This is a genomic window from Streptomyces sp. NPDC029151 (genome assembly GCF_055564315.1).
This window is the reverse complement of sequence record NZ_JBVHWQ010000009.1, coordinates 54741-68695: the sequence shown is the minus strand read 5'-3', so window position 1 is coordinate 68695 and position 13955 is coordinate 54741. Positions and strand designations below refer to the sequence as shown.

The window sequence follows — 13955 nt, the reverse complement described above, 5'->3', positions numbered from 1 at the left end:
CCCCGCCGCTAGAAGCGACGGGGCCTTTGCCCACATGGGGTCGGCCCCCCGGAGGGGCCTCGTGGAGATGGCGGGAATCGAACCCGCGTCCAACGGTGCGGAATCAGGGCTTCTCCGTGTGCAGTCCGCTGCGATTTTCTCGGCCCCGGAGATCACGCGGACAAGTCTCCGACGGGCTCAGTCACTGTTTGGTTTCCCTCTACACCCCGTGACCGGGCCTAGAGGTTTAGTTCCCTAGCTGATGCCAGGATCCGGGTCGGGAACAGCCCCGGGCTGACACTTCGCAAGTCGCTACTTAGGCAGCGAGGGCGAAGGAATCGCGCTTGGTGTTGGCGATTATTTTTTGCGACATATGGTTTACGAGATCATTGCCGCTTCCTCGACACGCTTCCCCTGCTTCGACAGCCGCTGTCGAAACCGATCATCCCCATGTTGATTTTTCAATGCCCTCCGCGAGGAGGTGCGCGCACCCTCTGTGGAGTGCGGTGCCATCGTACGTGACCAACGCCCGACGATGCCAGCCTATTCCCGGCTACACGCCGCGCTGCCTGCGCTTCGCCGCCGCGATCGCCCGGTCCGACTCCCGCCGGTCCTGCTTCTCCCGCAGCGTCTGCCGCTTGTCGTACTCCTTCTTACCGCGTGCGAGGGCGATCTCGGCCTTCGCCCGGCCGTCCTTGAAGTAGATGGCGAGGGGCACGATCGTGTGTCCCGTCTCCTGGGACTTCGACTCCAGCTTGTCGATCTCCTCGCGGTGCAGCAGCAGCTTGCGCTTGCGGCGCGCGGAGTGGTTGGTCCAGCTGCCCTGGTGGTACTCGGGGATGTGGGCGTTGTGGAGCCACGCCTCGCCCCGGTCGATCTGGACGAAGCCGTCGGTCAGCGAGGTCCGGCCCTCGCGCAGCGACTTGACCTCCGTGCCCATGAGGACGAGTCCGGCCTCGTAGGTGTCGATGATCGCGTAGTCGTGCCGGGCCTTCTTGTTCTGGGCGACGATCTTGCGCTTGCCGCCCTTCTCGCCGTCCCTGGCCTTGGCCGCCCCGCCGCCCTGCTTGGGCTGGGATTCCTTCGGTACGTACATTCCCTTGCTCATAGTGCCGCCATTTTCGCACCACACAGGGGGTCCGGGTACAGCCGATTACGCGAGGCTACGACGGGTCGCCGAGGCCGGTGAGCACCGTCTCGGCCCGCTCCAGCGCGTGGGTGCCCGCCTCCAGGTCGGGGGTGATGCCCCGGCCGTCGACGGTGTGGCCCAAGGGGGTGCGGTAGTGGCCGACGGTCAGCTCGGCCACCGAGCCGTCGGGCAGGGTCGTCGGCATCTGGACGGAGCCCTTGCCGAAGGTGCGGGAGCCGATGACCACCGCCCGGCCCCGGTCCTGGAGGGCGCCGGTGAGCAGCTCGGCCGCGCTCATGGTGCCGCCGTCGACGAGGACGACCAGGGGGCGCGTGGTGTCGCCGCCGGGAGCGGCGTGCAGGGCGCGCTGGGCGCCGTCGACGTCGTAGGTGGCGACCAGGCCGCCGTCCAGGAAGGCGGAGGCGGTGTCCACCGCCTCGGTGACCAGGCCGCCGGAGTTGCCGCGCAGGTCCAGGACGGTCCGGCCGTCGTCCGGGGCGGTGCGCAGCGCCTCGCGCACCGCGTCGGCGGTGCCCTTGGTGAAGGCGGCGATCCTCAGGACGGTGACCCCGCCGGGCAGCCGGTGCACGGTCACGGAGTCGGTGGACAGCCGGGCCCGGCGCAGGGTCCTGGTCCACGCGCGCGTGCCGCGCTCCAGGCCGAGGGTGACCGTCGTGCCGGCCGGGGCGTCCTCGGCCTCCCCGCGCAGCGCGTCACCGCGCAGTAACGCGACCACCTCGGTGACCGGCCACCCGTCGACCGCCTGGCCGTCGACGCTGCGCAGCCGGTCGCCGGTGCGGATCCCGGCGTCGTCGGCGGGTGATCCGGGCTGCACGCGCGTGACCTCGACCCGGCCGTCCGGCGTCTGCCGCGCCGACAGGCCGACGCCGGTGTAGCGGCCGTCGAGGGCGTCCTGGAACTCCTCGTACTCGCCCTCGGAGTAGACCGCGGCCCAGCGGTCCCCGCTGCGGCTGACGGCCCGTTCGGCGGCCTCCATCGGGGACTTGCCGTCGGCCATCGCCTCGGCGGCGGCCCGCTCGACGGCCTCGTGCCGGGTGGCCGGCCCCGCCGGACCGGCGGCGGACTTCCGCGCGGCACCGTCGGGTTCGGGGAAGGAACCGGTGGCGGCGCCGGCGATCAGCACACCGGCGAAGACCAATGTCAGGGTGGCCCCGCGGCGGACGCGGCGGGGCGGACAGAACAGGTCACGGCCTGACATGGCGGCGAGTCTAGGGCAACGCGCAGGGGCCGTACGGCCGGATGACCGTACGACCCCCTTGGCATGCGTCACACCTTGAGGTACTTGCGCAGCGCGAAGAACGCCGCGAGCGACGGCATCAGCACGCTGGTCGCGAGGATGAGCGGCAGCTTGGTCAACACCGCGTCCCAGCCGACGAAGTTGATGAGCGTCAGCTTGTGGGACAGCTCCATGCCGTGGTCGATGGTGAAGTACCGGCCGACCACGAGCGCCACACAGGCGAGGCCGCCGCCGATGAGCCCGGCGACCGCGGCCTCGGCGATGAACGGCGCCTGGATGTAGAAGCCCGAGGCACCGACCAGGCGCATGATCCCGGTTTCCCGCCGACGGCTGAACGCCGAGACGCGCACGGTGTTGACGATCAGCAGCAGCGCGACGATCAGCATCATCGCCATCACGCCGAGCGCGCCCCGGTTCATCAGGTTCAGCAACTGGAAGAGGTTGTCCAGAATGCCCTTCTGGTCCTGCACCGACTGCACGCCGTCCCGCCCGTTGAACGCGGTCGCGATCACCTGGTACTTCTGCGGGTCCTTGAGCTTGATCCGGTACGACTCCTGCATCTGGTCCGGCGTGAGCGAGCCCGCCAGCGGGGAGTTGCCGAACTGCTCCTTGTAGTGCTTGTAGGCCTCGTCCTGCGATTCGTAGGTCACCTTCTCGACGACCTGCATCCGGTGGAGGTCCGCCAGGATCTGCTTCTTCTGGTCCTCGGTGACCGCGCCCTTGGCGCAGTGCACGTCGTTCTCCGCGTCGTGCTTGTTGCACAGGAAGATCGAGACGTTGACCTTGTCGTACCAGTAACCCTTCATGGTGCTCACCTGGTCGCTCATCAGCAGCGAGCCGCCGAACAGGGCCAGGGACAGGGCGACGGAGACGATGACGGCGAAGGTCATCGTCAGGTTGCGGCGGAGACCGACACCGATCTCCGACAGGACGAACTGGGCGCGCATGGCGGGTTCTTCAGGCCTTTCGGGAACTGGGTGCTGGTGCGGTCAGTGCTGGTAGCCGTAGACGCCGCGGGCCTGGTCGCGGACGAGGCGGCCCTTCTCCAGCTCGATGACGCGCTTGCGCATCTGGTCCACGATGTTCTGGTCGTGCGTCGCCATGATGACGGTGGTGCCCGTGCGGTTGATGCGGTCGAGCAGCTTCATGATGCCGACGGAGGTCTGCGGGTCGAGGTTGCCGGTGGGCTCGTCGGCGATGAGCAGCTTCGGCCGGTTGACGAACGCGCGCGCGATGGCGACGCGCTGCTGCTCACCACCGGACAGCTCGCCCGGCCTGCGGTCCTCCTTGCCGCCGAGCCCGACGAGGTCGAGCACCTGCGGCACGGACTTGCGGATCTCGCCGCGGGACTTGCCGATGACCTCCTGCGCGAAGGCCACGTTCTCCGCGACCGTCTTGTTCGGCAGCAGCCGGAAGTCCTGGAAGACCGTGCCCAGCTGGCGTCGCATCTGCGGCACCTTCCAGTTGGACAGCCGCGCGAGGTCCTTGCCCAGCACGTGCACCTGGCCGTGGCTGCACCGCTCCTCGCGGAGGATGAGCCGCAGGAAGGTGGACTTTCCGGAGCCGGAGGACCCCACGAGGAAGACGAACTCGCCCTTCTCCACCTCCAGGGAGACATCCCTGAGTGCGGGCCGGGTCTGCTTGGGGTAGACCTTGGAGACGTTGTCGAATCGGATCACGGATGCACCACGGGTCGCCGGGGGTAGATGAGCGTGACCATACGCGAACCGGGTGTGCAAGTGCAGTCGCAGGTTGAGGTTGGGCAAGACTTGTACGTTTTTGTACCGGCCACCGCCCCCGGACCGTTCCCGGCGGGCCCCGCGCACGGTCCGCGGGAACCTGGCACAGTGGAAGGGAAACGACGGAGAGCGGGAACGCGGGGGAACGTTCTCGTCCCGACGAACGTTGTACATGTGATGGCCGGTGCAAGGAGGGCGAGCGCATGACGTACGACCGGTTGGTGTGCGCGAACTGCGCGGCGCCCGTGAGCGAGGGCCGGTGCCCGGTGTGCCGTGCCAACCGCGAGCGTCTGCAGCAGCAGGGCTTCCTCGGGGGCCTGAACGGGCTGAACCCGATGGCGTTGATCGCGCTGCTCGCGGTGCTGATCGCCGCGGTGGCGCTGCTGGCGCACCAGACCGCGTGACCGGGTGACAGGACCCGCCCAAGCGTCGTGAAAGGGCCCGGAGCGCCAAGCTCCGGGCCCTTCACCGTGCGCCGTACGTGCGCCGCGTGACCGTGGGGCTACGGTCAGGCGGCAGCCCCGCCCCGGCCGCTCACCAGACGCGGCAGGACACGGAAGCCGATGCCGCCGGCGATCATCGTGGCCGCGCCGACGAGCAGGAACGCGGTCTGACCGGCACCGGTCTCGGCGAGCTGCTTGCCACCGCCCTGGGCGGAGTCGTCGGAGCCGGTCGCGGTCAGCGCCGAGGAGCCCTCGTCCTGCGGCACGTTGTTGTTGCCGCCCTCGGGGCCGGTGTGGTTACCGCCGGTGCCGCCGGAGCCACCGTGGGTGGAACCGCCGTCGGTGGAACCGCCGCCGGTGGAACCGGAGGAGCTGCTGCCGGAGGTGCCGGTGGTGCCGGACGTACCGGTGGTGCCAGACGTACCAGTGGTGCCCGTCGTGCCGGTGGTACCGGTCGTGCCCGTGGTGCCGGTCGTGCCGGTGGTGCCGGTCGTGCCCGTGGTGCCAGTGGTACCGGTCGTGCCCGTGGTGCCAGTGGTACCGGTCGTGCCCGTGGTGCCAGTCGTGCCGGTCGTGCCCGTGGTACCGATGGTGCCATTGGTGCCAGTCGTACCAGTGGTGCCGTTGGTACCGGTCTCACCGTTCGTACCGGTCTCGCCATTGGTGCCGGTCTCACCGTTGGTACCGGTCTCGCCATTGGTGCCGGTCTCACCGTTGGTACCGGTCTCGCCCGTGGTACCGGTCGTGCCGGTCCCGCCGGTGGTGGTGCAGATGGCGATCGGGCAAGGGTCGCCCCCGGAGCTGCCGCCGTCGGCGCCGACACCGCTCACGCCGAGGCTGATCGGACCCGCCTGGACGTCGAGGTCCAGGGCGGAAGCCGCGCCCGCCGCGGTCAGCGACGCACCGGCCGCGATCACGGCGCCGGCGGCTATCCGCGCGACCCGGATCCGCGTCTTCTTCGTCATATGGTTGCTACCCCCAGTAGCTGTACGTCAATGAGGCTTCGCGTGGGGCGTGCCGTGATCGACGGAGGCAGCTGGTGACGAAGAGCGTCAACTCGATCCCCCGGTTCACATGCGCCCCTCAAGTACGCATGCCGCGGTTCACCCTTCCCATTTTTCAAAGCAACGTCAAGGGCGTTGCGGGCGCAATGTCCGGTGGGGTGGCGTTTGCGGGGAGATGAAAGCTGTGAGTGTGATGTAAAACCCAGACAAACGACAACTGCCGCCCCTCGGACGGCAGTTGTCATGTCGACAAAGTTACTTCTCCTGCTGCTTGCGCCAGCGAATCCCGGCCTCGAGGAACCCGTCGATCTCACCGTTGAACACGGCCTCCGGGTTGCCCACCTCGTGGTCGGTGCGCAGGTCCTTGACCATCTGGTAAGGGTGCAGCACGTACGAACGCATCTGGTTGCCCCAGGAGTTGCCGCCGTCGCCCTTGAGGGCGTCCATCTTGGCCTGCTCCTCCTGCCGGCGCCGCTCCAGCAGCTTGGCCTGGAGGACGTTCATCGCGGTGGCCTTGTTCTGGATCTGCGACCGCTCGTTCTGGCAGGAGACCACGATGCCGGTGGGGAGGTGCGTGATGCGGACCGCGGAGTCGGTCGTGTTGACGCCCTGGCCGCCGGGGCCGGAGGAGCGGTAGACGTCGATGCGCAGCTCGGACTCGTCGATCTCGACGTGGTCGGACTGCTCGACCACGGGGAGCACCTCGACGCCCGCGAAGGAGGTCTGCCGGCGGCCCTGGTTGTCGAAGGGCGAGATGCGCACCAGGCGGTGCGTGCCCTGCTCGACGGAGAGGGTGCCGTAGGCGTACGGCGAGTGCACGGCGAAGGTGGTCGACTTGATGCCGGCCTCTTCGGCGTACGACGTCTCGATCAGCTCCGTCTTGTAGCCGCGCTGCTCGGCCCAGCGCAGGTACATGCGCTGGAGCTTCTCCGCGAAGTCGGCGGCGTCGACGCCACCGGCCTCGGCCCGGATGTTGACGAGCGCCTCACGGGAGTCGTACTCGCCGGACAGGAGGGTACGGACCTCCATCTCGTCCAGCGCCTTGCGCACGGCGACCAGCTCGGACTCGGCCTCGGCGCGGGTGTCCGGGTCGTCCTCCTCCTCGGCCATCTCGAAGAGGACCGCGAGGTCGTCGATCCTCCCGCGCAGCGTCTCCGCCTTCCTGACCTCGGCCTGGAGGTGGGAGAGCTTGCTGGTGATCTTCTGTGCCTCGTCCGGGTTGTCCCACAGGGACGGGGCCGCCGCCTGCTCCTCAAGCACGGCGATATCTGCCCTCATCGTGTCGAGGTCCAGGACGGCCTCGATCGACTCCATGGTCGAGGAGAGGGACTTCAGCTCTTCGGATACATCGACGACTGCCACGCCTTCCAGCGTAACGGCTCCGCCGAGCGGCGGGGGCCGGGCTGCACCCGGTACCTGTTCCGCCCCCCGGCGGGCTCCGCCCCGGGACCCCGGGCGGGTCAGGGGGCCGACGTGGTGGGGGACGGCCGGGGCGGCTCGGAGTCGCCGTCGGCGGACGCCCACCAGGCGCCGACGCCCACGACGGCCGCCAGCACCACCCCGGCCACTCCGAGAGTCACCCGGCGCCTGCGCACCGCGGCCCGGTGGCGGGCCGAGCCCGGGCGGGGGGCGCCGGTGGCGCGGGGGGCGCGTGCGGTCCCGTGGGCGCCGCCGGCGAGCTCGTCCGGCGCCGGCACCCTCATCGACGTGTGCGTGTCGCGGTTGGAGTCCGGCTTGGCGCCGGGGACCAGCGAGACCGCGCCCCGGCGCCGTACCGGCTCACTGCCGGAGGGAGCCTGCGGGGCCGGTTCCTCCGGGTCCTCGTCGGCGAGGCCCGGGTCGTCGACGTCCAGCGGCGGCATCCCGGCCAGCAGGGGCAGCTGCTCGCGCAGCCGTGCCGCCAGCTCCGAGGCGCGCAGCCGGGACGCGGGGGCCTTGGCCAGGCACTGCACCAGCAGCTGCCACAGCTCCTCCGGGATGCCGGGCAGCGGTACGACGGTCTCGGTCACGTGCCGCCGCAGCACCGCGCCGGGGTGTCCGCCGCCGAAGGGCGTGAAGCCGGCCAGCAGCTCGTACAGGACCGTCGCGAGGGCGTAGATGTCCACGGCGGCCCGGGGCGGCAGCCCCTCGACGATCTCGGGGGCCAGGTAGTCCGGCGTGCCGATGATCTTCGTGGCCCGGGTGCGCTTCGGGGAGTCGATCAGCTTGGCCACCCCGAAGTCCGTCAGCAGCGCCGGGTGGGCGCCGCCCGGCCCGAGCGGACCCTGCATGTCGAGCAGGACGTTCTCCGGCTTGACGTCCCGGTGGACGACCCCGGCGGCGTGGGCCGCGGCCAGCGCGTCGGCGACGTCGGCGACGATCGCCACGGCCGCCTCGGGGGCGAGCCGCCGCTCCCGCTCCAGCCGGGTGCGCAGGTCGGTGCCGCGCACGAGGTCCATGACGAGCGCCAGGTCGTTGCCGTCCACCACCAGGTCGCGGACGGTGACGATGTGCGGGTGCTCCAGGCCGAGCAGCGCGGTGCGCTCCTGCACGAAGCGTCCGACGAGCTCCTGGTCGGAGGCGAGGTCCTCGCGCAGCAGCTTGATGGCGACGGGGCCGTCCGGTCCCTCGCCGAGCCACACCGTGCCGGCGCTCCCCCGCCCCAGGATCTGGTTCGCGGTGTACCGGCTGCCGATCTTCCGTGCCAAGACTGCTCCTACAGACGCGTGTTGTCGCCAAAACTACGCGTCCGGAGAGCCAACCTTCACCGCGGAGACGGAAATCACCCGGCAGATGTCGACAAATCCCTAAACCAGCGATCAGTTTCCGCTGCCGGAGGAGCCGCCGAGATCCTTGATCCAGCCGCCGGCCTTGCCGACCCAGTCGCTCATCTGGTCCCAGTAGCCCTTGCCCGTGCCGATCCAGTCCTGCAGCGGGGTCAGCTCCCAGACCAGCCAGCTCGCCACGATCAGGATGACGATCGTGAACAGGCAGCCCTTCAGACAGCCCAGCCCGGGGATCTTCATCGGGTTGGCGCCGCGCTGCCGCGGCGCCCGGGGCTCGGGCGCGGGCCGCGGCGGCCGCTGGGGCTGCTGGGGCTGTTGCGGCGGGGCGTACTGCTGGGGCTGCTGCTGCGGATAGCCGTAGCCGGGGTTCTGCGGCGCGCGCTGCCGGCCGCGCGGCTGCGGCTGCTGCGGGCGGGGCTGCGGGGCCGGACGCGGCTGCTGCTGGGGCCGGGACACCTGCCGCTGGGGGCGGCGGCGCAGCGGGTCCTCGTCCGGGTCCAGGTACTGGATCTGCGTCTGCTCGTTGCGGTCGCGGGCGGCCCGCAGCTGCGTCTGCCAGGGGTGCGGCTGCTCGGGCGGCTGCTGTCCCCGCTGGTCCTGCTGTCCCTGCTGTCCGCCCGGCCGGCCCTGCGGGACCGGGGGCAGGACGGCCGTCGGGTCCGCCGCGCCCGTGCTCGGCAGGACGGCGGTGGGGTCGGCGGCGCCGGCCGGGCCGCCGGTGTGCGGCAGCACGCTGGTCGCCGCGTTGGGGTCGTGCTGCCCGTAGGTCCCCTGCGACGCGTTCGTCGGAAGGACCTGCGTGGGGTCGGCGGCGCCGGGCACCCCCGGGACGGCGGCCGGGGCCGGGTCGGGGGCGAGCAGCGCGCCGACGCCCTCGGCGGCGGCGATCTGCGCGGCGTTCGCGTGCACCCCGACACCCTCGGCGACGACCCGCAGGGCCCGGGCCAGGTTCTCGGCGCCCGGCCTTTCGTCCGGGTTCTTGCGCAGGCAGCGCTCTATGACCGTCCACAGCGGGTCGGGGACGGTGGAGGGGCGGCGCGGCTCGGCGCTCAGGTGCTGGTGCAGGACCTCCAGCGCGGTGCCGCCGCCGAACGGCGGACGGCCGGTGACCAGCTCGTACAGCAGGATGCCGGCGCCGTAGATGTCGACGGCGGAGGTCTGCGGCCGGCCCTCGGCGGACTCCGGGGCGACGTAGGCGGGCGTGCCGACGAACTCGTGGGTGCGGGTCAGGCCCGGGGAGTCGGCGAGGCGGGCGATGCCGAAGTCGGTCAGCATCGGGTGCATCTGGCCGTCGCCCTGCTGGAGCAGCACGTTGGCGGGCTTCAGGTCGCGGTGGACGACGCCGTCGGCGTGGCTGGCGGCGAGCGCGTCGGCGATCTGGGCGGTCAGCAGGGCCGCGGCGACGGGCGTGAAGGGGCCGTTCTGGCGCAGGTAGCGGTGCAGGTCGGGGCCTTCGACGAGGTCCATGACCAGGGCCAGCAGGTCGCCCTCGACGACCAGGTCGCGGACCCGGACGATGTTGGGGTGGGTGAGCCGGAGCAGCACGGACCGCTCGCGCAGGAAGCGCATCACGATGTCCGGGTCGCTCGCCAGCTCCTCCTTCAGGACCTTGATCGCGACCGTCTCTCCCGGCTGTCCGGGCACGGCCGCCTCGGCACCCGCGGTCTCCCTCTGGCGGGCACGCCAGACGGTGCCTGTGGCGCCGCGTCCGAGCGGCTCCTCAAGCAGGTACTTGCTGCCGACTGGCCGCACGTCACGCGCTCCCTGCTGGTCGCTGTTGCTTGTCTGCCTGCATTCCGTTTGTCCCGACCCACTGTAGTGCCGCCCCTGGCGGCGTCAGGTGCTCGACGGGAAGACGCACGCCCCGCTCCAGCGGTTGCCGAAAGGGGACGTGACCGATCTCAACTGATCGCCTGTGTCCGCTTGGTCAGGCACTTTTGGGGGCAGAGCCGACCAATCAAGATCACATGTCACCGGGTTCGGGGCGCACTGTCAGTGGCAGGTGCGAGGATGCCTTCCAGTACTGGTACTTGCCGACGTGCTCGTGTTGGGGTGGGGATGCAGATCCGGCTGACCGTCGTGGACCCGCTCGGTCCGGCGCCGCAGCGGGGCCGCGCCGTGAGCCGCGACGTGCTGGTCACGGCGCCCGCGGGCACGGAGCTGGCCGCGGTCGCGTCGGCGCTGGCCGGAGCGGTCACCGGCGAGGGCGGCACGGGCCGGGAGGCCGGCGGCGCGTCCGTCGTCCTGTACGCGGGCACCGAGCGGCTCGACCCCCGGCGCAGCACACTCGGCGAGCCCCCGCTGGTCGACGGCGCCGTGCTCTCGCTGGGCGCCCCCGCCGCCCCGGAACCGCACCCCGAGCTCGACGACGCGCCGACCCGGCTGCACGTGGTCGCCGGCCCCGACGCGGGCGGGGTCCATCTGCTGCACGGCGGCCGGATCACCGTCGGCCGGTCCGTCGACGCCGACGTCCCGCTGGACGACCCCGACGTCTCCCGTCTGCACTGCGCGGTCACCGTCGGCGCGGACGGCCGCGTCTCGGTCACCGATCTCGGCTCCACGAACGGCACCACCCTGGACGGCGTACGGGTGACGGACCGGCCGGTGCGGGTCCCCGCCGGGGGCCTGCTGCGGATCGGCGAGTCCGCGCTGCGGGTCACTCCGGCCGGGGGCCCCGGGACGCGGGTGCGGACGGTGGCCGACGGGGAGGGGTGCGTACGGGTCGCCGTGGGCGGGGACGGTTCCGCTTTCCCGTCCGGACCGGCCGCGCCGCAGGCGCCGGAGCCCGGGACCCGCCCCCACAGCCCCGCGTCCGGTGCCCCGGCGCCCACCGGGGGTGCCGGCGCCGCGGGGGTGCAGCACGCCTACGACGCCCAGGGTGCCGCCGGCCGGCGCGCGGGGGCGCAGGAGCACCGGCGGGGGCCCTCGGCCGTGGTGCCCGGGCAGGGCGGGGCCCCGGACCTGGAGAGCCGGGGCGGCGCTTCCGGTCCGGCGGCCGGCGGGGACACCCACGCGGGGCGCTTCGGGGTCGGCGGTCCGGGTGGACTGCCCGGAACCGCCGCGTACGGCGGCGAGGACGCCCGGGCGTACGGACGCGAGGACACCCCTCTCGACGACGCCCCGCCCCGGGACGCCTCCCTCAGGGACGCCTCCCTCGACGACAGGACCCTCAGGGGCGGCGCGCTCGGGGGCGCCGACTCCCCGCAGGGCGCCCGGCGGCGCGGGCTCGGCGCCTGGGCGCGCCGGCTGGCCGGCGGGCGCGCGGAGCAGCCGGCCGGCCCCGAGGCGTACGACGGCACGCCCGCCGATGTGCCCCGCACCCCGGCGTCCGGCGCCCCACGGCGCCCGGAGACCTGGCCGGACCCGGCCGCCCTGCTGCTGACCGCGCTGGCCCCCGGGCCCCGGCTGTGGGAGCGCGGGCCCGGACACCCCGAGGCGCTGACCGTCCGGCTGGGCACGGCCGACCGGAGCACGCCGGACGGCTCGGGTCTGCTGCCGGCGGTGCCGGTGACCGCCGCGCTGCGCGAGGCGGGCGCGCTGGGCCTGGCCGGCCCGCGCCCCCGGCTGTCCGGGCTGGCCCGCGCGGTACTGGCCCAGCTCGCCGCACTGCACTCGCCCGACCTGCTGGAGATCGTGCTGATCAGCGCGGACCACTCGCGGCCGGAGGCGGACCGCACGGCCGAGTGGGCCTGGCTGGGCTGGCTGCCGCACGTCCGGCCGGGCCACGGCCAGGACTGCCGGCTGCTGCTGGCCTACGACCGCGAGCAGGCGGCGGCCCGCACGGAGGAGCTGCTGCGCCGACTGGAGGACCACGCGGCGACGGGCCGCACCACGGCCCACCCCGGCCGCACCCGCGACACGGCCCCGGCAGCCGCAACGGCCCAGGTGCCTTCCGCGGCCCCGGCCGACCCCCGGATTCCGCCGGGCACCCCCCACGCCACGGCCTCCCACTCCCCCGGTGTCCCGGCCGAGGCCGGCGCCCGGCGCCCCTCCTGGGCCAAGGAGGACACCGGTGTCCTGGGGTTCGCGGGGCCGTACACCGTGGTCGTCGTGGACGGCGATCCCGGGGGCTCCGCGCTGCGGGAGGGGCTCGCCCGGCTGGCGGTGGCCGGGCCGCGGGCCGGGATCCACGTGGTGTGTCTCGCCGAGACGGAGACCGCCTCGCCGGCCTCCCCGGTGACCCGCACGTACGAGGCCGCGTGCACGGTGACGCCGACGTTCCGGCACTGCGGTGCCGTGGCCCTGCTCAGCGGGGACGTCGCCGCCGCGATCCAGTTGCTGCGGGTGGCTCCCGGGGGCCCCGTCGGCCCCGGAACGCTCGCCACGGTCGACGCCGTCTCCGCCGCCTGGGCGGAGCGGTTCGCGCGGGCGCTGGCGCCGCTGCGGCCCGACGGCCCGGCCGGCGAGCACCACGCGCGCGTGACGACGCCGCTGCCCCGCTCGGCGCGGCTGCTGGACGAGCTGGGGCTGGCCCGGGCCACCCCGGCGTCGCTGATGGCGCGCTGGGCGGACGCGGCGGACGACACCGAGTCGCCGGGCGGGCGGGCCCGGGCGGTGCTGGGTGCCGGTCCGCGCGGCCCGGTCGCCGTGGACCTCGTGGCCGACGGGCCTCACCTGCTGGTCGAGGGGCCGGCCGGCAGCGGCCGTACCGAACTGCTGCGGACCGCGGTCGCCTCGCTGGCCGCCGCCGAGCGGCCGGACCGGCTGGCCGTGGTGCTGCTCGACGGCCGGGACGGGATCGGCGCGGGCGCCGGGCGCGGCGAGGGCCTGCGCGTGTGCACCGACATACCCCATGTCACCACGCACCTGATCGCCAACGACCCCGTGCGCATGCGGGAGTTCGCCCAGTCGTTGACCGCCGAGCTGAAGCGCAGGACGGAGCTGCTGGGCAGGACGGACTTCGCCCGGTGGCACGCCGGGCAGGCGGTGGCCGGCCGGATGGTGGCCCAGCGCGCCCCCGCCTTCGGCGACCTCGCCGGCCGGCGCAGCGCCCCGGCGCCCGGTGCCGCCTCCGGTGACATCGAGTCGCCGCCCAGCTCCACCCTGCGGCTGCGGCCGGGCGCGGCGGCCCGGCAGCGCGCCGCGGCGCCACCGCCGTTGCCCCGCCTGGTGGTGGTCGTCGACGACCTGGACGCGCTGGTCTCCCCGGCGCTCGGCTCCCCGGGCCGGCCGGCCGCCGGGTCGGTGATCCGCGCGCTGGAGGCGGTGGCCCGGGACGGCGAGCGGCTCGGGGTGCACCTGGTGGCGGCGGCCGGGGCCGGCGGCCGTACGGCGGAGTCCGAGCCGGCGCGCCGGGCCGCCCTGCGGGTCATGCTGGACGATCCGCAGCCGGGACCGGACCAGCCGGCACCCGGCCGGGGCACGCTGGCGTACGCGGACGGGCGGACCGTGGGCTTCCAGGCCGGCCGGGTCACGGGCCGCATCCCGAGGACCGCGACGCAGCGGCCCACGGTCGTCCCGCTGGACTGGCAGCGCATGGGCGACCCGCCCACCCGCCGGCCCGTGCGGGAGCTGGGCAACGGCCCGACCGACCTCGCGCTGCTGGCCAGCGCGGTGCAGCGGGCGGCCCGGGAGGTCGCGGCGGCCGAGGTGCCCTCCCTTCTCTGAGCGAGCGCGTCATCCCTCCAGGTGAACCTGC

The 13955-nt window shown here is 73.2% G+C and carries 10 protein-coding genes and 1 other RNA gene; 2 read left to right on the top strand and 9 right to left on the bottom strand.

Annotated features, from left to right (window positions below):
* Window positions 1-59: 59 nt before the first annotated feature.
* The 5 genes from ssrA to ftsE all read right to left on the bottom strand — a co-directional run bounded on the left by ssrA (window position 60) and on the right by ftsE (window position 4045).
* Window positions 60-429: a transfer-messenger RNA gene (gene ssrA, locus ACZ4VF_RS29355) on the bottom strand.
* A 103-nt stretch (window positions 430-532) separates the two neighbouring features.
* The gene (gene smpB / locus ACZ4VF_RS29350) at window positions 533-1075 is read right to left on the bottom strand and encodes an SsrA-binding protein SmpB (RefSeq protein ID WP_153535457.1); all 543 of its coding nucleotides are present in this window, start codon (window positions 1073-1075) and stop codon (window positions 533-535) included.
* 67 nt (window positions 1076-1142) lie between these two features.
* Complete coding sequence (locus ACZ4VF_RS29345) at window positions 1143-2327, bottom strand: S41 family peptidase (protein WP_467929732.1); 1185 nt, start codon at window positions 2325-2327, stop codon at window positions 1143-1145.
* Between the two features lie 68 nt (window positions 2328-2395).
* Window positions 2396-3313 carry a permease-like cell division protein FtsX gene (gene ftsX / locus ACZ4VF_RS29340; RefSeq protein WP_467929731.1) on the bottom strand — a complete coding sequence of 306 codons (918 nt, stop codon included), beginning with the start codon at window positions 3311-3313 and terminating at the stop codon, window positions 2396-2398.
* Window positions 3314-3355: 42 nt separating this feature from the next.
* A complete protein-coding gene (ftsE, locus tag ACZ4VF_RS29335) occupies window positions 3356-4045 on the bottom strand; it encodes a cell division ATP-binding protein FtsE (RefSeq protein ID WP_030610589.1) in 690 nt (229 codons plus the stop codon).
* A gap of 263 nt (window positions 4046-4308) precedes the next feature.
* On the opposite strand from ftsE, the gene ACZ4VF_RS29330 reads away from it, so the two are divergent.
* Window positions 4309-4509 carry a hypothetical protein gene (locus ACZ4VF_RS29330; RefSeq protein ID WP_467929729.1) on the top strand — a complete coding sequence of 67 codons (201 nt, stop codon included), beginning with the start codon at window positions 4309-4311 and terminating at the stop codon, window positions 4507-4509.
* Window positions 4510-4613: 104 nt separating this feature from the next.
* On the opposite strand, the gene ACZ4VF_RS29325 is transcribed toward ACZ4VF_RS29330, so the two are convergent.
* The 4 genes from ACZ4VF_RS29325 to ACZ4VF_RS29310 all read right to left on the bottom strand — a co-directional run bounded on the left by ACZ4VF_RS29325 (window position 4614) and on the right by ACZ4VF_RS29310 (window position 10069).
* Complete coding sequence (locus ACZ4VF_RS29325) at window positions 4614-5513, bottom strand: hypothetical protein (RefSeq protein WP_467929727.1); 900 nt, start codon at window positions 5511-5513, stop codon at window positions 4614-4616.
* A 294-nt stretch (window positions 5514-5807) separates the two neighbouring features.
* Entirely contained in the window at window positions 5808-6914 is a 1107-nt protein-coding gene (gene prfB, locus ACZ4VF_RS29320; RefSeq protein ID WP_467929726.1) for a peptide chain release factor 2, read from the bottom strand.
* 98 nt (window positions 6915-7012) lie between these two features.
* The gene (locus ACZ4VF_RS29315) at window positions 7013-8239 is read right to left on the bottom strand and encodes a serine/threonine-protein kinase (RefSeq protein WP_467929724.1); all 1227 of its coding nucleotides are present in this window, start codon (window positions 8237-8239) and stop codon (window positions 7013-7015) included.
* 111 nt (window positions 8240-8350) lie between these two features.
* Window positions 8351-10069: a serine/threonine-protein kinase gene (locus tag ACZ4VF_RS29310; RefSeq protein WP_467929722.1), complete on the bottom strand. Its 1719-nt coding sequence runs from the start codon at window positions 10067-10069 to the stop codon at window positions 8351-8353.
* 306 nt (window positions 10070-10375) lie between these two features.
* Between ACZ4VF_RS29310 and ACZ4VF_RS29305 the strand changes: the two genes are divergently transcribed.
* The gene (locus ACZ4VF_RS29305; protein WP_467929720.1) at window positions 10376-13924 is read left to right on the top strand and encodes an FHA domain-containing protein; all 3549 of its coding nucleotides are present in this window, start codon (window positions 10376-10378) and stop codon (window positions 13922-13924) included.
* Window positions 13925-13955 lie beyond the last annotated feature (31 nt).